This window comes from Pseudomonas sp. Leaf127 (assembly GCF_001423155.1).
Taxonomy (GTDB): Bacteria; Pseudomonadota; Gammaproteobacteria; order Pseudomonadales; family Pseudomonadaceae; genus Aquipseudomonas; species Aquipseudomonas ovata.
This window is the reverse complement of record NZ_LMOA01000021.1, coordinates 302978-319545: the sequence shown is the minus strand read 5'-3', so window position 1 is coordinate 319545 and position 16568 is coordinate 302978. Positions and strand designations below refer to the sequence as shown.

Annotated in this window: 15 protein-coding genes; 5 read left to right on the top strand and 10 right to left on the bottom strand. The window is 61.9% G+C overall.

The window, feature by feature from the left end:
- Positions 1–104 precede the first annotated feature (104 nt).
- Complete coding sequence (locus ASF84_RS14775; protein WP_056839580.1) at positions 105–1310, bottom strand: MFS transporter; 1206 nt, start codon at positions 1308–1310, stop codon at positions 105–107.
- Positions 1311–1481: 171 nt separating this feature from the next.
- Positions 1482–2504 (bottom strand): alpha/beta hydrolase, encoded by a 1023-nt coding sequence (locus tag ASF84_RS14770; RefSeq protein WP_056839579.1) that lies wholly within the window; start codon positions 2502–2504, stop codon positions 1482–1484.
- A 464-nt stretch (positions 2505–2968) separates the two neighbouring features.
- On the opposite strand from ASF84_RS14770, the gene ASF84_RS14765 reads away from it, so the two are divergent.
- Complete coding sequence (locus ASF84_RS14765) at positions 2969–3877, top strand: AraC family transcriptional regulator (protein WP_056839578.1); 909 nt, start codon at positions 2969–2971, stop codon at positions 3875–3877.
- A 251-nt stretch (positions 3878–4128) separates the two neighbouring features.
- Here ASF84_RS14765 and ASF84_RS30000 read toward each other — a convergent pair whose 3' ends face one another.
- The 3 genes from ASF84_RS30000 to ASF84_RS29480 are packed head-to-tail and all read right to left on the bottom strand — an operon-like array spanning position 4129 to position 5542.
- Positions 4129–4680 (bottom strand): hypothetical protein, encoded by a 552-nt coding sequence (locus tag ASF84_RS30000; RefSeq protein WP_056839577.1) that lies wholly within the window; start codon positions 4678–4680, stop codon positions 4129–4131.
- Positions 4681–4739: 59 nt separating this feature from the next.
- Complete coding sequence (locus tag ASF84_RS14755) at positions 4740–5357, bottom strand: helix-turn-helix domain-containing protein (protein ID WP_161959149.1); 618 nt, start codon at positions 5355–5357, stop codon at positions 4740–4742.
- Between the two features lie 17 nt (positions 5358–5374).
- Entirely contained in the window at positions 5375–5542 is a 168-nt protein-coding gene (locus ASF84_RS29480) for a hypothetical protein (RefSeq protein ID WP_164708453.1), read from the bottom strand.
- Between the two features lie 312 nt (positions 5543–5854).
- On the opposite strand from ASF84_RS29480, the gene ASF84_RS14750 reads away from it, so the two are divergent.
- From ASF84_RS14750 to ASF84_RS14735, 4 genes are read left to right on the top strand one after another with little or no spacing between them, the layout of a single operon-like run.
- Positions 5855–6520 carry an amino acid ABC transporter permease gene (locus tag ASF84_RS14750; RefSeq protein WP_056839575.1) on the top strand — a complete coding sequence of 222 codons (666 nt, stop codon included), beginning with the start codon at positions 5855–5857 and terminating at the stop codon, positions 6518–6520.
- The gene (locus tag ASF84_RS14745) at positions 6501–7160 is read left to right on the top strand and encodes an amino acid ABC transporter permease (RefSeq protein ID WP_056839574.1); all 660 of its coding nucleotides are present in this window, start codon (positions 6501–6503) and stop codon (positions 7158–7160) included. Before ASF84_RS14750 ends, ASF84_RS14745 begins: the two co-directional genes overlap by 20 nt.
- Entirely contained in the window at positions 7157–7939 is a 783-nt protein-coding gene (locus ASF84_RS14740) for an amino acid ABC transporter ATP-binding protein (protein WP_056839573.1), read from the top strand. The genes ASF84_RS14745 and ASF84_RS14740 overlap by 4 nt, the downstream gene beginning before the upstream one ends.
- Before the next feature lie 26 nt (positions 7940–7965).
- Positions 7966–8865, top strand: a complete 900-nt coding sequence (locus ASF84_RS14735) for a transporter substrate-binding domain-containing protein (RefSeq protein ID WP_056839572.1) — start codon at positions 7966–7968, stop codon at positions 8863–8865.
- Positions 8866–8978: 113 nt separating this feature from the next.
- Here the strand turns inward: ASF84_RS14735 and tssA are convergent, their stop codons facing one another.
- The 5 genes from tssA to ASF84_RS14710 are packed head-to-tail and all read right to left on the bottom strand — an operon-like array spanning position 8979 to position 16500.
- Complete coding sequence (tssA, locus tag ASF84_RS14730) at positions 8979–10079, bottom strand: type VI secretion system protein TssA (protein ID WP_056839571.1); 1101 nt, start codon at positions 10077–10079, stop codon at positions 8979–8981.
- Entirely contained in the window at positions 10076–13906 is a 3831-nt protein-coding gene (locus ASF84_RS14725) for a type VI secretion system protein (RefSeq protein ID WP_056839570.1), read from the bottom strand. Before ASF84_RS14725 ends, tssA begins: the two co-directional genes overlap by 4 nt.
- The gene (locus ASF84_RS14720; RefSeq protein ID WP_056839569.1) at positions 13903–14670 is read right to left on the bottom strand and encodes a DotU family type IV/VI secretion system protein; all 768 of its coding nucleotides are present in this window, start codon (positions 14668–14670) and stop codon (positions 13903–13905) included. The genes ASF84_RS14725 and ASF84_RS14720 overlap by 4 nt, the downstream gene beginning before the upstream one ends.
- A 23-nt stretch (positions 14671–14693) precedes the next feature.
- Positions 14694–16025, bottom strand: a complete 1332-nt coding sequence (gene tssK / locus ASF84_RS14715) for a type VI secretion system baseplate subunit TssK (RefSeq protein WP_056839568.1) — start codon at positions 16023–16025, stop codon at positions 14694–14696.
- Between the two features lie 28 nt (positions 16026–16053).
- A complete protein-coding gene (locus ASF84_RS14710; protein WP_056839567.1) occupies positions 16054–16500 on the bottom strand; it encodes a hypothetical protein in 447 nt (148 codons plus the stop codon).
- Positions 16501–16568: the final 68 nt, after the last annotated feature.

The window sequence follows — 16568 nt, the reverse complement described above, 5'->3', positions numbered from 1 at the left end:
ACAAATTCATGGCTGTGAATACATTCAAAATTTGCGAAACGCTGCAAATTTACGACTGCTGACGCAGCCGGTCGCGGGCAAGCGCGCTCCTACTGCGGGTGAAATCAGCCGGGCATTTCAGCCGTTGCCGACAGGGCCTGCTTGCGCAGTGCCACACGCCCGGCCAGGGCGGCCATGATGCCGGCCATCACCAGCAGCGCGGCGCTGGATTCGAAGGTGGCCCGGTAACCGTCGACGTCATAAAGCAGCCCGCCCAGCGTGGCGCCCAAGGCAATTGCCAACTGGACGATGGCCACCATCAGGCCGCCACCGGCTTCGGCGTCATCGGGCAGGCTACGGGCTAGCCAGGTCCACCAGCCTACGGGCGCCGCTGTCGCCACCAGGCCCCAGAGGCCCAGCAACACCGTGGTGATCGCCACCGAAGTGCCAAAGCTGACCAGCGCCAGGGCAATGACCGCCATCAGCAACGGGATGAGGGTCAAGGTGCGATACAGACCCTGCTTGATAAGGCCTTCGATCAGGAAGGTGCCGATGAAACCGGCCACGCCCAGCACCAGCAGCAGCAGCGACAGCCCCGAAACCCCGACCTTCGGCACCGACTCCAGAAACGGGCGCAGGTAGGTAAAGAGCATGAACTGACCCATGAAGAACAGGCTGGCCGCCAGCAGACCCAAGGCAATCGGTGCCCTGCCCAGCAAACACAGCGGGTTGCCTTGGGGCGGCCTGTTTGGGGGCGTGATCCTCGGCATGCTGCGCCATAGCCAGGTCAGCGCGAGAACAGCCACCGGCACCACGCACAGGAACGCACCGCGCCAGCCGATCAGGCCGCCGAGAAAACTGCCCAGCGGTGCGGCGATCACCGTGGCCAGGGCGTTGCCGCCATTGACGATGGCCAGCGCCCGCGGCACGTTCGCCTCGGGCACCAGGCGCATGGCCGTGGCCGCCGACAGCGACCAGAAGCCGCCAATGGCCACGCCGATCAGCGCACGGCCAAGCATGAATATCCGGTAATCGGGCGCAAAGGCCACCACGGTGCCGGAGACGATCATCAGCACCGTCAGTGACAGCAGCAGGGCCTTGCGCTCCACCCGGGTGACCACGGCTGCAATCAACAGACTGGTGATCAAGGCAAACAGCCCGGAAACGGCGATGCCCTGGCCGGCCTGGCCTTCGCTGACGTTCAGATCGGCAGCCATCGGCGTCAGCAGGCTGACCGGCATGAATTCAGAGGCGACCAGCGCAAAGGCCGCCAGCGCCATGGCCAGCACGGCGCCCCAGGCGGGCGTTGATGTGGCAGGGGTATCAGTCATCAGAACAATCCTGTGCAACGGCAAAAGACCTAGGCTCTGTACGAAAAGTCGGTGAGCGAAGGTCAGGCAAGGCAAAAAGCGGCGAGCAAGCGCAGTTGACATGTGTCAATGAGCATTGCGAGTCGCTTTTTAACGCAGCATGGCCGAGCGCAGCCACTTTACGCACAGAGCCTAGTGCAGATGGGTCAGGAAGAACTTGCCCAGCGTATCGAAGGGGATCAGGTTGACCCGGTCGTACAGGTCGACATGACCGGCACCCGCAATGATCACCAACTCCTTGGGCTGAGCGGCACGCTGGTAAGCGTCTTCGCTGAACTCGCGTGAATGCGCCTCGCTGCCGGCAATGAACAGCATGGGGCGCGGCGAGACCGTCTCGATGTCGTTGAACGGGTAGAAGTTCATGAACTTCACGTTACTGGTCAGCGTCGGCATGGTGGTGGTCTGCTTCGAAGCCCCGGCCGGCGTCACCTCGCCGCGTGGGGTGCGGTAGAAATCGAAGAACTCGTCGCCAATGGCATTGCCGGTCAGGGTCAGCGGTGTGCCACCGGTGTACTTGACCGCGCCGCCCTGGAACTCGGCATAGCGCTGTTCGGCCGCCTCGCGCAGCACCTGCTGGCGTTGCTCGGCGGTCACGGCTTTCTTGAGACCGTTACGGTTGGCGGCGCCCATGTCATACATGCTGACGGTGGCGATGGCCTTCAGGCGCGGATCAATCTTGGCCGCGGCGATGGCGAAACTGCCGCTGCCACACACGCCGATCACGCCGATGCGCTCACGGTTGATGAAGGGGCGGGTGCCGAGAAAGTCCACAGCGGCGCTGAAGTCTTCGACGTACAGGTCCGGCAATACCGCGTTGCGCGGCAAGCCTTCGCTTTCGCCCCAGAATGACAGGTCCAGCGACAGGGTCACGAAGCCTTGTTCGGCCATTTTGGTGGCGTACAGGTTGGCGCTCTGTTCCTTCACCGCGCCCATGGGGTGGCCGACGATGATGGCGGCGTTCTTGACCTGAGGATCCAGGCCCTTGGGCTTGAACAGGTTGCCGGCGACTTTCATGCCGTACTGGTTGTTGAAACTGACTTTTTCCACGGTCACCTTGTCGCTCTTGTAGAAGTTGTCGGCGCCTTCGGGCGGTGTCGCGCCCAGGGTGGCGAACGAGGCAATCATCAGCCCGGCGGCGAGCATTAAGCGTTTCATGAAAGATTCCTGCCATGATTGGGTTATCGCTCATTTTCCGGGTATGTCCCGCGTGGCGATAACGCATTCCACTGGATTTCTTGCCTGATCCGCTGAGCTTGCCCCTTGGTGCATAGGAGCGCCTTGCGCCGCGAGCTATAGTGGCGACTGCCAGCCGCCTGCGACGGTTTTGTGCCGGGCATGAAACCTGAAGGCTCATTGCACCTGTGGGAGGGGGCTCTGCCCGCGATAGCGCCCTTGAGGCCGCTTCCCCCGGTTTTGTGCCAGGCGTGAAACCTGAAGGCTCATTGCACCTGTGGGAGGGGGCTTGCCCGCGATGACGTCCTTCAAGTCGCCACACACGCAGGGGCTGTACCACTGCCATCAATGGCAACCGAAGCGCCATAGGCGCAGGAACGGCCTGGGCCGTGAACGTTAGCGCTGATTACTATTGACCTTAACCCATCCGCCAGCCAGGCCTTTCCATGAACGACATGCCCCTCCAGGCCACCCTCGCACGGCTGATCGACCGCCAGATCGACAAGCCCGGCGATTACCGCACGGCCATCGCAGACGTAGGCCTCTACCGTCGTGACCATCCTGCACCGCCGGTGGTGTGCATGGTGCCGCCCAGCATTGTGCTGGTCGCCCAGGGTGCCAAGCAGATGTGGGCCGGTGGTGAAGGGTTTCCTTATGACGTCTCGCGCTTTCTGGTGACATCGCTGGACCTGCCGGCCAACTCCGAGGTGATCGAAGCCAGCCCGGATCGGCCCTGCCTGGGCCTGACGCTCAAGCTTGACGTGCGCATGCTGGCCGAGCTGATCGCCCAGGATGGGCTGCCACCGGTTCGTGACAAGACGGCCGGCAGAAGCGTGGGCATCGGCTCGGCCACGCCGACCATCCTGGCCCCGCTGATCCGCCTGCTGGAACTGCTCGACGAACCCGAGGCGATCGCGGTCATGGCGCCAATGATCCAGCGCGAAATCCACTACCGGCTGCTACAAGGCGACCAGGCTGTGCGGTTGCGGCAGATCGCCTCGGTCGACGGCCAGGGGCACCGCATTGCCCGGGCCATCGACTGGCTCAAGCTCAACTATGCCGCCGCCTTGCGCGTCGAAGACCTCGCGGCACGGGTGCAGATGAGCCCGCCGACCTTTCATCACCACTTTCGCCAGCTCACCGCCATGAGTCCGCTGCAATACCAGAAATGGCTGCGCCTGACCGAGGCCCGGCGCTTGATGCTCAGTGAGCACCTGGATGTGTCGAGTGCTGCGTTCAAGGTGGGTTATGAAAGCCCTTCGCAATTCAGCCGTGAATATGGTCGCCTGTTCGGCGTGCCGCCCAAGCGCGACATCATGGCCTTGCGCGGGCAGGGCGCAGGCCTACCGGCATGACGCGGTAGGCCGGCTAAATCCTGGAACGGTTAGACCGTTTATGCGCAAAAGGCAGGTAACCATGCCTTAAGGGCATATCCATGACGTCGCTATTGCCGGTAACGCCGCTCAAAGGTCTGCAATCGCAGCGATAGGGTTGTCATGGCGTGATATCGGCCTGTCAAAGCCCCTGTTTGCGAGGCCAATGTAGTGTTCCAGGCTGCAACGCCGGCGGCTTGTGCAATCGCGCCCGGACTCTAGAATCGGCGCCATCAAGCAGTTACCCCGCCTTTCGATAATGGAGTTTCGATCATGATGAATGCCATGCAGATGCAGATGCCGATGAACAGCCAGATGCCGATGATGCCGATGATGGGCATGCCGATGATGATGGCGACCATGGAATGCGAAATGATGGCCGACGCCATGATGTGCACCATGAAGCCTGCGGCCGGCATGGACATGGCCATGTTCAGGAACAACGCCGAAATGATGGCGATGATGATGAACTGCGGCATGCCGATGATGATGCATTGCGCCAACATGTCGATCATGTGCATGTCCGAGAGCGGCATGGCGATGATGAACATGATGGGCGGCATGAACATGCCCATGATGATGCCGATGGGCATGCCCATGCCCATGATGAAGTGCATGATGACCTGCACCGTCGAAGCCGATTGCATGAAGTGCATGATGATGCCGATGCCGGGCATGACCATGGACATGATGAACAACGCCTGCATGCTGCTGATGAAAATGATGAACGACTGCAGCATGCCGATGATGATGAGCTGCAACGGCATGCCGATGATGTGCTGCACCTGCTGATCGTATACTGAGCAACACCCAGGCCCCGCCGGTACAGACCGTCGGGGTTTTTTCAGTCCAGGCGCTCGGGATGGGTGATCACCAGGTACGCCACCGCCTCGCTGTCGGCCGGGTTGTAATAGCGGTGCGGCTGATCGGCGTAGAACAGGATCGAGTCGCCCGGAGACAGCAGATAGCGTGCCTCGTTGACGCTGATCTGCAGCACACCCTGGGCCACAACCAGGTTTTCCTGCACGCCGGCAGCATGCCCCTGAGAGACTTCCTCGCTCAGGCCGCGCAAGCGGATCTCGTAGAATTCGCTCTGGCGCGAACGGTCGAACGGAAACAGCGCACGGCTGACAAAGCTGCCATCAGGACTGACCAGGCGCTTGCTCTGTTGCGCCGGCAGCAGTTCCACGCCTTCGAAGGCGCGGGTCTCCAGAAAGGCGGCCACCGAGACCTTCAGCCCCTTGGCAATCTTGCACAGCACTTTGATCGACGGCACGCTGCGTCCGGATTCGATCTGCGCCAGCATGGCCCGGCTGACCCCGCTCACGCGGGCCAGGGCATCCAGCGACAGGTAGCGCTTGCTGCGCAGGCGCTGCAGGTTCTGGGCAACGCGCTCACCGATCAGGTCATCGTCAGCGGTTGCGCACTCGCTTGCCGGCGGCGTTTCGAGCGGCGCCGCCATCGCCCTGCGCAGCAGGGTCATGGCCGGACCCTGGCAACACCCGGACCCGGTTCGGCGTGCATCGCCGCCCAGCTGGCAAGGTTTGCCCGAGCGCTGTACATCGCCCACATCAGCTCGGCCTGACGCTGTGCTTCACGGCGTTTGCGGTAGCGGGTGAGGTCCAGGATACGGGCAGTGGCTTGCATGGCAGGCTCTCGGTGCGGGGTAAGTGGAACCACAGTAGCGATTTACCGATAGTCCTAGAAATACTGAATTCACATTTGGTAATTCCATTAAGGAATTAAAGCTGTCTGACACTTCTTCCAGCAGGACGGGTTGGGCAGCGATCCATTGCAATCGGGAAATACGCCTTCGTCCCCCGATCTTGCACAAGGTCGCTGAAAAGAAATCAGGCCTATGCTTATGCGATAAGGTTATTTATTTTTATGTCTTTAACTTCATTAGGCTATATGTAACCGGCCACAAGCCGTCCTTCGCATGCCTGCCAAGCCTTTGTAATGACTCTTGATTATCCTTTTATCCTTAGCACTCTCCCGACCTTTGTAAAAGCCGTTGGCGTCACCTTGCAGGTAGGGCTTATCGCGATCTGTACCTCCTTGCTGGTTGCGCTGCTCAATAACGTCATTCTGATGTTTCGCACCCCGGTGCTGTATCGCCTGATCGGCCTGTATGTCGAACTGGCGCGCAACACCCCCCTGCTGATCCAGCTGTTCTTCATCTATTTCGCGCTGCCGACCCTGGGTATCAAGGTTTCAGGCTTCAGCGCCGCGATCATTACCATGACTTTTCTGGGCGGTGCCTACCTGACCGAGGTCCTGCGCGCCGGAATCGAGGCGGTGCCTGCAGCGCAGCTGGAGTCGGGCCGGTCCATCGGCCTGTCGGACTGGCAACTGCTGCGTCATGTGATCCTGCCCCAGGCCGGCCTGCTCAGCCTGCCGGCCTTGTTTGCCAACTTTATCTTCCTGCTCAAGGAAACCACGGTGGTCTCGGCCGTGGCGGTGCCGGAGATTCTCTACACGACCAAGAGCTACATCGCCCTGTACTACAAGACCTACGAGATGCTCACGGTGCTGACCCTGATCTGCGTATTGCTGTTTCTGCCTTTGTCGCTGCTGCTCAGCCGCCTGGAACGGAGGTTGCAACATGGCCAGTTCGGGTCTTGAGCTGCTCTGGGTCTCGCTGCCACTGCTGGCAGAAGGCGCGGCCCGGACCTTGTCGATTTCGGCGCTGGGCATTGTGTTCAGCACCGCCGGCGGGCTGCTGTATGGCTCACTGAGCACCCTGGGCATCACTTGGCTCAACGCTGTGCTGAGGGTGTACCTGGAGCTGTTTCGAGCCATTCCGGTGCTGGTATGGCTGTACCTGCTGTTTTTCGGCCTGCCGATTTTCTTTGGCTTGAGCATCCCCAGCTTCTGGTGCGCGGTGCTGGTGCTGAGCCTGTGGGGCGCCAGCGAAGTGGGCGAGGTGGCCCGTGGTGCGCTCAAGTCATTGCCCCGTGGTCAGCGTGAGGCCGGGCTGTCGATCGGCCTGTCGGCGGTGCAGCTGTATGGCCATGTACTGGTACCTCAGGCGCTCAAACGCATGACGCCGCCGACCATCAATATCTACACGCGCATCATCAAGACCAGCTCACTGGCCGTGCTGATCGGGGTGGTGGACGTGATCAAGGTCGGCCAGCAGATCATCGAGCGCACCTACGAATCGGTGCTGATCTACGGCGCTCTGTTCCTGTTTTTCTTTTTTATCTGCTACCCGCTGTCGCTCGCCTCGCGCGTGCTGGAGCGGCGCTGGACACAAGCATGAGCGCATTGATCGAGTTCAAGGGTTTCAACAAGTTTTTCGGCAGCCATCAGGTGCTCAAAGAGGTCGACCTGCAGGTCGCGACCGGCGAAGTCATCGTAGTCCTGGGCCCCAGCGGTTGCGGCAAGAGCACGTTGCTGCGTTGCCTCAATGGCCTGGAGCAGGCCCAGGGCGGCGAGCTGTATTTTGCCGGACGGCAACTGCTGGCTCCCGGCACTGACTGGCGCAAGGTCCGCCAGGACATTGGCATGGTGTTCCAGAGCTACCACCTGTTTCCACACATGACCGTGCTCGACAACATCCTGCTCGGCCCGTTGAAGGTACAGCGCCGCTCGCGCCAGGAAGCTTTGGCCCAGGCCGAGGCATTGTTGGCGCGGGTCGGTCTGGCGGACAAGCGCGATGCCTTTCCCCGGCAGTTGTCAGGCGGCCAGCAGCAACGTATCGCCATCGTCCGTTCGTTGTGCATGAATCCCAAGGTCATGTTGTTCGATGAAGTCACCGCCGCCCTTGACCCGGAGATGGTCAAGGAAGTACTGGAGGTGATCCTCGACCTGGCCCGGGGCGGCATGACCATGCTCATCGTCACCCATGAAATGGGCTTTGCCCGCGCCGTGGCCGACCGCATCGTGTTCATGGAAGCCGGCCGCATCCTTGAACAACGCGACCCCGAGTCTTTCTTCACCCATCCTTCGAGCGCACGTGCGCAGCAGTTTCTGGAGAAGTTCTCTTACGTTGAAAACCTGCCGGGCAAGCACACCGCGCCCAGGACAACTGTCAATTGAAAGCCCCCAGAGCCCAAGGAAATCGCATGACCACTGCCATGTTTAAAACCGCTCGATCCCTGTTCCTGTTGCCCCTTTTCGGACTTGGCCTGCTGGCCGGCTGCGGCAATGGCGAGCCGCCAGCCAAACCGGCGGCGACCACGCCCGTCGCCGCAGTGGCACCGGCCAGCTACCTGGACAAGATCAAGGCCCGCGACAAACTGATCGTTGGCGTGTTTACCGACAAGCCGCCCTTTGGCTTTGTCGATGAGAAAGGCCAATACGCCGGGTTCGATACCGATATTGGCCGTGAATTGGCCAGGTCGTTGCTGGGCGACGCCAGCAAGGTCGAATTCGTCGCGGTGGAGCCGGCCAGCCGCATTCCGTTCCTGCAAAGCGACAAGGTCGATATTATTCTGGCCAACATGACCGTGACCCCCGAGCGCAAGGAAGCGGTGGACTTTACCAACCCCAATCTGAAAGTCGCCGTCCAGGCTTTGGTGCCGGACAACAGCCCGGTGCAAAAGCTCGATGACCTTGCCGACAAGACCATTATCGTCACGACCGGCACCACCGCTGATGTGTGGCTGACCAAAAACCACCCGGACTGGAAGCTGCTCAAGTTCGAGAAGAACTCCGAGTCTCTTCAAGCCCTGGCCAACGGTCGTGGCGATGCCTACGCCCAGGACAATCTGGTGCTTTTCAGCTGGGCCAAACAGAACCCCGGCTACCGCACCCTGCCAGAGAAACTCGGTGGCGAGGCCCCGATTGCTCCGGCGGTAAAGAAAGGCAACATCGAACTGCGCGACTGGGTCAATGGCGAACTGGCCAGGCTCGGCCAGGATAAATACCTGCTCAAGCTCTACGACCAGTATGTGCGCAAGGAACTGGCCGCTGACACCAGACCTGAAGATGTGATTGTCGAGGGTGGTAACTGGAAAGGTTGATAATCAGGTCGGTCAATGCGGTGTGAGGGCCGCTTTAGCCGGGCGAGGGTGCCAGCACCCTTTCGTGTGCACCCGGCTTTCCAGCCAAAGCGGCTCGCCACCCGACCGGTCCGCTACGGCAACACCCCAAGCACCGACCAGATACGCCTTGTGTCGACATCGGCATTGACCAGTTCACCCAGCAGCTCGCGCAGCGGTTTGTTACCCCATTCGATGCCACGGTCGATCAGATAAGGCACCGGGCTGTGCGGCTCGATCCTGGCCAGGTAAGCGGAAATTACCTTCAACTGCTGATAGGCCGCTTCGCGTGATTGCGGTGTGCCGGCCGGCAAGGGTGCAGGTGCAGCCGCTGCGGGTGCGGCGACGCTGGCCGGCACTGGCACGGCGACAGGCACCGGCTCGGGTTCCGGGACGGGTTCGGGGTGCATGGACAAGAATTCCTGTTGGGCCTGGCGCTGAAGCTCCAGGGCGTGCTGCAAGGCAATGAAACTGGGGGCGTCCTCGCCCAGATGCTGGTCGCTCCAGCGGTTGAGACGCTCCAGGTTGACCAGGCAAATGGTCAGCATCTGGATCTGTTGGGCAATGTCGCGCGCAGGCACTTGCAGTACCGCCTCGGCCCATTGGCGCAAGAGGTCTTCGGCTTGCTTGGCTTCGGCCTGGATGCGCTTGTTTTCACTGGTGTTGCGCCGCAGCTTTTGCGCATGTGTCCACTGCGCCAGGGTCAGGCCTTCGACATCGCGGGCCTGGATCACCAGCATGGGCATGCGCACATTGAGGACTTCACTGTAATTGCGTGCAGCCCAGGCCAGCGGCGGCGCGAGCCAACTGGGGTCTGCATCTTCCGAGCGCGGATACAGATGGCCGCCGTAGCGCTCGCCCAGTTCGACAAGCAACTCCAGCGCCACGCACAGGCCCGTCAGCCGGTAACGCTGCAGCCAGGCTTCGCCCAGCCACACCGCGACCATCAGGTCTTTGCTGCGCCGGCGCAGCAGTTCGCTGGCCAGCAGTTCGACCTTGGGCCAGTTGCTGCGCTTGAGATCATGCTCCCACACGCCTCGTGGCAGGCTGGCGTCGTCTTCACGGCGCGCCTCGCGCAACCGATCGACTTCATTGGAGTCCTTGAGGCTGTGCCCGGCGGGTTCATCGCCGGGAATGGCCGCGAGCAGGTCCGGCAGCGCCTCGCGCAGGCTGTCAAGGGAAAGGGCGTCGGTCATGGTGTGAACTCGGCAGTGGTGGTCGTCAGGGCAGGCAACGGGTCGATGGTCGGGTAGGGCGAAGGTGGTATGCGCACCGGCAATTCACTCAAGGTCAACGGTTGTTTGCCACCGATGGCCTTGAGCGAAAAGCGCATGAACATCAGGGCGCCGGCGTTACGGCCCGACGTCTGCAGCGGCAGTTGCAGGGCCAGCGGCCGGTCGCCATCACCTTGTGAGGTAAAGTGGTTGATCGCCTGATTGGCGCGAATCATGCGCAGCAGCGCCCAAGGCCCCTCATAAGACCAGCGGGCGCTCAGATCGGTGACCGCCAGGGCCGTCTGGCGTGGGTCATCCTGCGGGCGCTGATTGCTGCCCTGGGCCCAGCGCAGGGTCAGGCTTACCGGCTCGCCGACCGTCCAGTTGGCGTGACTGATCGCTTCGGCCGGGTAGCTGACCAGGCGCGGGCCGGTTTCCAGGCTCCAGTCGATGATCTGGTCGGCGCCACGTTCTTCTTCACGGTCGCTGCGCCAACGCACCTCCAGGTCCATGCCGCGCAAGCCTTCCTTATCGCGAATCAGCAGCGGTCCCAGCCAGGCGCGTGCTTTTTGCAGGTTGAATAGAAACTCGGCTGCAGCACCACTGTTGCTCGACAGGCTGTCAGGCAGGCCCTTATAGGCATCGGGCAGGTACTTGTCCGTCAGCTCGAGGAACTCGCGCACCCGGTCGGGGTTGGCATCCACCGAGCTTTCCTTGTTGCTGAACGGAAAGCGTCCGGCCAGGTAGGTGGTGAAATACACCGACAGCTGTTGCCAGGCCACCGCCGAGGTGTAGTTTTGCAGGGCCGAGCAGCGCAGCCGGGCCTGATCCCAGGAGGTGCGGGCCAGCACCGAGAAACGCCCGGTTTCCTGAGGCAGCAACGAGGTGGTGAGCAGCGTGCTGCAGTTGCTCATGTCCATTTCGTTGAATTCGTGGGTCACCAGTTGCTGGTACATCAAGGCCGGGCTGGTAGGGTTCTGCTCGCTGAATTTTTTCATCGAGCGCACGGTGTCGCCGATGCTGTCGACCAGGTCCAGATCACTGCCCGACAGAAACTCGCGTTGGCTGGCGAGCCATTCGATGGACGGGTTGATCTGGCTCAGCGCATCGATGATCAGGGTGTACTGGCGACTCATGGATTGTTTGAGCGACGCCACGTCCGGTTCGCGGTAACTGCGCAGGGCCAGGTTGCGTGTGCCGTCCCAGCGGCTGAAGTCGATGGGCGAACGCAATACCGGCAGGTTCTGCAGATCCTCGACAGTGCGCCTCAACTCATTGAGGGCACGGGTGTTGAACTCCTGGCGCAGCAGTTCGACCTGGCGGTTATCACCGACATCGGCCACCGCCTGCAGCAGTTGCAAGGCTTTGTCCAGGGGCAGGTCGAAGCTCTGGCCGATGCTGCTACTCCAGTTGCGTGTCGTGTCGGCGCGGGTCGTCAAGCGTTGCCACATGGCCACATCCACAGCCCAGCGTGCCGAGGCCAGCAGGCCCTTGCGATACACCGGCGGCAACTCGGTTATTTGTTGATTGATAAAGTTCTGGTAGCTGGCGTAGTACTGCAAGACCGCTGCCACGCCATTGCTGTCGATATTGCGCAGACCCTCCGCAGATTTGATCTGCGGGTTGGTCTGACTCATCGCCGCCTGGATGAAATCCTCGCGCATCAGGATCTGGATGCTCTGGTCGAGTTTCTCCAGGTTGGTTTGCAGCTCCAGGCTGCCACTGCTCTGCTGGCGCAGAATGCCTTGTTGCTGATCGCCGCGTTCCAGCCAGCGGTCATAAAAGGTTCGCTTGGTGACCTTGGCGTAGTTTTCGACCTGATCGACCGCTGCCGGGCCGATCAGGCTGCTTTGCCGGGCACGCTGCATGACTTCCTTGTAGCCGGAGGTCAACTCCACCGAACCGTTCTGGCTCCAGGCGGCGCTGGTCTGGGTCAACAACAGGCGCAGGCGGTCGATGGACGCATCGATTTCTTCCAGTTCAGCCAGGCTGGCGCGCTGGCCGGCTTGCAGCTTGCCCAGGTTGTTGGTGAGCACCTTGGCCAGTTGGCCGAAGTCGGCACTGGCAAACAGCGTGTCGAGCCATACGCGCATGGCGTCCTGGTAGCGGCGGGCGACCTGGTTCTTGATCGGTGTCAGGTCCAGTGGTGTGGCCAGGGGGCGCTCGGGATCGTTGAGTATGCGCTGGTATTGGCTGTCCAGCGCCAGGTTGCGCGGTTGCAGGGCCATGCCGAACAGTTCGTTGGCCAGCAGGCTGGCTTCGTCCAGCGGCCGCTCGCTCAGCTCGAGGCCTTGATTGAACAGGTTGCTGCGTCGCTCCAGGTTCTGCGCGTCATCGACGAGACGTGTTGCTTGCAGCCAGGCATCGTCACTGTTGCCCGTGTTGTTGGGGGCAATGCCCTGAGGCATCCCGAGCTGATTCAGGTCGTTTTGCAGGCGCTGGCGAAGGGGGCCGAACAATTGTTCCCGGGCGCGCTCTTGCAGGGTCTGCTCCAGGCGCAGGTCCAGGCCGTAGAAGCGCGAGCCGGGCAGTACGGCTGTGCTCAATTGCCAGCGTGGTGTCGCCTCGAGCAGGTGCCAGAACCCCTTGATGCGCTGGCGTGCGACTTCGTCGTCCTGGCCTTGTGCGACCAGTCCACGATTCTCATCGAGCATCCGGGCCAGGCGCTCGGCATCGTTGCTGCGCACATTCCACATCCAGGCCATGCCCAGCAACCAGATCACCCCGAGCACCAGCGCACTGGCGCCCAGCACGCGCTGCCAGCGCTCACGCAATTGCAGGATGCGGCTGATCGGCTGCGCCAGGCCTTGTTCGGCAACGATACGCTGGCGCCATAGACGTCGGGTGAACAGGGGAGGCTCGGCAGTGCGCTCGTTTTCATCGGCAAACGGATCGGTTTCATCCGGACGCTGGGCGTGCGCCACGGCATTGCCGGCCACACAGAAATAAATCCCTCGCAGGCGGGGTGCCTCGCCCAGGGCATTGCCTTGAAAAACCGGATCGCACAGGGTTTGCAGAGGGTCGTGCAGGTCCTGCAGGTGCTGCGGCAGCCGGTAAAGATCCGGATTGATCTCGCCGCGCAGGGTGCCCAGTTCGACGATCAGGCTTTCCAGCGTGTGCTGCATCTGGCCGACCGCCTGGGTGATCCAGTTCGGGTGCCAGGCGGTCTGCACGCTGTGGGGCGAGGTCCAGCCCAGCGGCAGGTCGTGGGTGCTGGTGGGCAGCACATGGATCAGGTTCACCAGCCCGTGCACCGCTTCGCCGCCACCAAACACCATGTACACCGGCAGACTCAGCCCGAGGCGCTGTTGCAGGTCGATGAATTTGCGCCGCGCCGCCTGGGCAATGTTGACGCTGTGCTGATCGTCGAGCAGGCGTTCTACATCGCTGAGCCAGATCAGTGCATCCAGCGGGCGTCGCGCCCGGCTTTGCAGTAACAGGCCGACCAACTGACGCCACAGCTTGAGTTGCACGCTGGCGTTTTCGCCATGATTGAACAGGGCGGCGGGGACCACCAGCACCGCACCGTCAGGACCGTACCACCAGCGACCGAACCAGGCCGGGCGCGCTGTGCTTTGCAGGCCCCAGCCTTGCAGCAGAGGGGTGGCCAGCTCGTCATCGCCGACCATCAGCAGCCAGGGCGTTTCGTAGCGGTCATTGACGCCCAGGTTGAGTTCCCATTCGCGCACGGCCTGGTAAAAGCTGCGGCTGGCGCCGCTCAGGTGCACGGCGCAGAACCGCCAGACGAAGAACGCCACGATGGCCAGCAGTACCAGGCCGGCCACGATCAGGTCCATGTAGTTGATCAAAGGCTCTGCTCCGTCGCAGGCGGGGTCAGCCTGAGCGTCAGGCTGGGGTCGACGCGCTGTTCGATGTTCCACCACAGGCCTTGACCCAAAAGGATCAGCAGGATCAGTCCCAGGCTCAAGGCCAGCGCCAGCCGGTAGCCGTCGGGCAGGCTGCTGCGTTGTGGCAATTGCTGGGCAGGGCGTGCGCCCAGTTGCTCCATCTGCGCCTGGACGTCATCAAGCGATGGCGGGCGCTGATAGATGAACGTGAACAGGGCACGACGCCATTTCTCATGCAGGCCCTGGCCGTTGCCACTGCGCAACCGGCCCTGGAAACCCAGGTTCAGGCACAACAGGTAGACCCGGGCCAGGTCACGCTGGGCCGGGTCGCGGGTGTCGAGCAGCTTCTTGATTTTAACGGGGACATGATCGCCGGCCATGCGGGTCTTGAACAGCCGGCTCTCCATCGGCTGCTCGATCCACAGCGATTGCCCGGCCCATGAGTTGAACAGCAGGAACTCATCGACCAGTGCCACGAAGGCCGACAGCGTGTCCTTGGCCTGGTCGCCATGGGCTTCGCCGACGGCCGCATAACTGTTACGCCACAGGCGGCGCGAGATCAGGCTCAATTGCTCGGCCACACGAGCGACCTGGTCTTCGACTGCCAGGGTGTCAGGCAGGTCCTGCCAGAACACCAGCCACTCGATCCAGGCCTTGTTGAGTGCCGCGCTCAACGGTGCGCTGTCGTAGGGAGTGCCGTGCAGCGATGCGTCATTCTCAAACATGTGCGGTCAATCCCTGAGGCAGTTCAGTCCGGTTGGCTTTTGTCGAGCATGACGATTTCAACGGGCGCGACCTTGGTGCCGTTCGGCGGCATGTACAGGCACAGCTCATGATCGGGGCGAAACCATTGGCCCTGGGCATCCACGGTGAACAACTGGATGTTTTCGTCGACCCCATAGGCCACCTGGTCCTGGCGCTGCAAGGGCCGGAACGCCAGGCCGCCGCCGCGCTGGCGCTGCAGCACGGGCAGGTGTTCGCGCGAGGCAATATTGGCCTGTTCCAGCCACTCGCGCGCCGCCTGGGGGGCCGAGCCGGACGGCATGCGCAGGCCCATGACTAGGTGCTGGGCCGCTTTGCGGGTGTCGGTGAGGGTGATGAAAAAGACATTCTGGGTCTTGCTGAACGGACGCCGGTCATAGCCGCTGCGGATGATCTGCACATGTGACTCCAGCCATTGCAGCACTTCGTCGAAACCGGCCTGCAGGTCTTCGAAGTCCAGCGGTGCGAAGGCACGTACGCCCAGTTCCGGTTGCAGGCTGGCCACGGCACCGGCCATGCCGGTCAGTTGCAGGTACAAAGAGGCCGGTGTGGCAACGCCGGTTTCCAGATTGGCCTGCAATTCCGGCAGGCGCGCCCAGAGCGCGGTCATTTGCAAGCGCAGTTCGGCACTGTCGTTATGCTTGCCGAGTTCATGGGCCTGGCGCCAGCGACCGCTGAGGAATTCGCATTTGCGCCGCACCAACTGGCACAGCTCGCCGATGCGCGTGCCAATGGGGGAGTCGGGCAGCAGCAGCGGGCAGGGCGGCGTGTAGGGCAACAGGCTGATGGTATTGTCTTCGCAGCCCAGGCGCAGCAGCGGCAGGCACACCGAGTCCGAACGCCCGGCGGCCAGCACCAGGCGCAAGTGCGGGCGCCAGACCGTGACATTTTCAGGGTGCAGGCCGCAGCTCAGGTCGAGTACGCCTGCGGTGTTGTCCGACCGCAGGCGGCCTGCCAGCGAAACCAGTTGGCCTGCGCTCCACAGGGGGTCTACGGCCAGGTACACCAGCAGTTGGCGCTGGTCACCGAAATCCTGCGGGGTGATTTTCAGTTGCGGGGCAAAACCCTTGTCCTTGACCGGGTCGAAATCCACCAGCAGGCCATCGGGCAACACCGCGTTGAGCGCCTTGATCTGTACGGTGCCGGTGCCGAGCGCCAGGCTGTCGATCTGCAGGTGCCGCACGCCCCAGTACCAGGGGCGGGCATTTTCTGCCAGTTGGGCACTCAGGCCTTCGGCGCGCAAGCTCTGCAACTGGAAATGCTGGGGCAGCAAGTGCATGCCATCGCTCCAGCAAACTGCATCCGGGGTACTGCGCATCCTTGACTCCTGGTGAAGATAAACGGCGTTATTGCCCCTTGGCGTCGAGCAGCCGCATCTCGCGGTTGCCCAGTTTCAGCCAGATGCTGTGTTGCGCCTGCAGCAGCAAACGGTGCGCACCCGGTGTGCTGTAGCGGGCAAAAATCAACACCCCCTCGGCCTTGCGGCCGTGCAGCGGGATGTTGCTCACATCCAGCAACTGCCCCGGCACCACCTCCAGGCTCCAGATCCGCACACCGCCCGGGTAATCGCGTTGCAGTTGCTGGCGTTGTTCGAACCACTGGCTGGCCGTGGTGGACTTGAGGCGTTCAAGCATGAGCACATCGCTGGCGGCTACAAAGTCCAATGCCACCGGGGTGTCATTGTTGGCCTTGAGTTCGACATCGATGCGCACGGTATTTAACTGGACACTGGGCGCAAACAGGCTGCAACCGTTTATCAGAAAAGCGGCCGTTATCACAAGCACTCTTTTCATTGTCAGGAACTTTATTAAATACATACGATTCCAATACAAGTTTTGTAAGAAATGTCTTGCATTCTTAT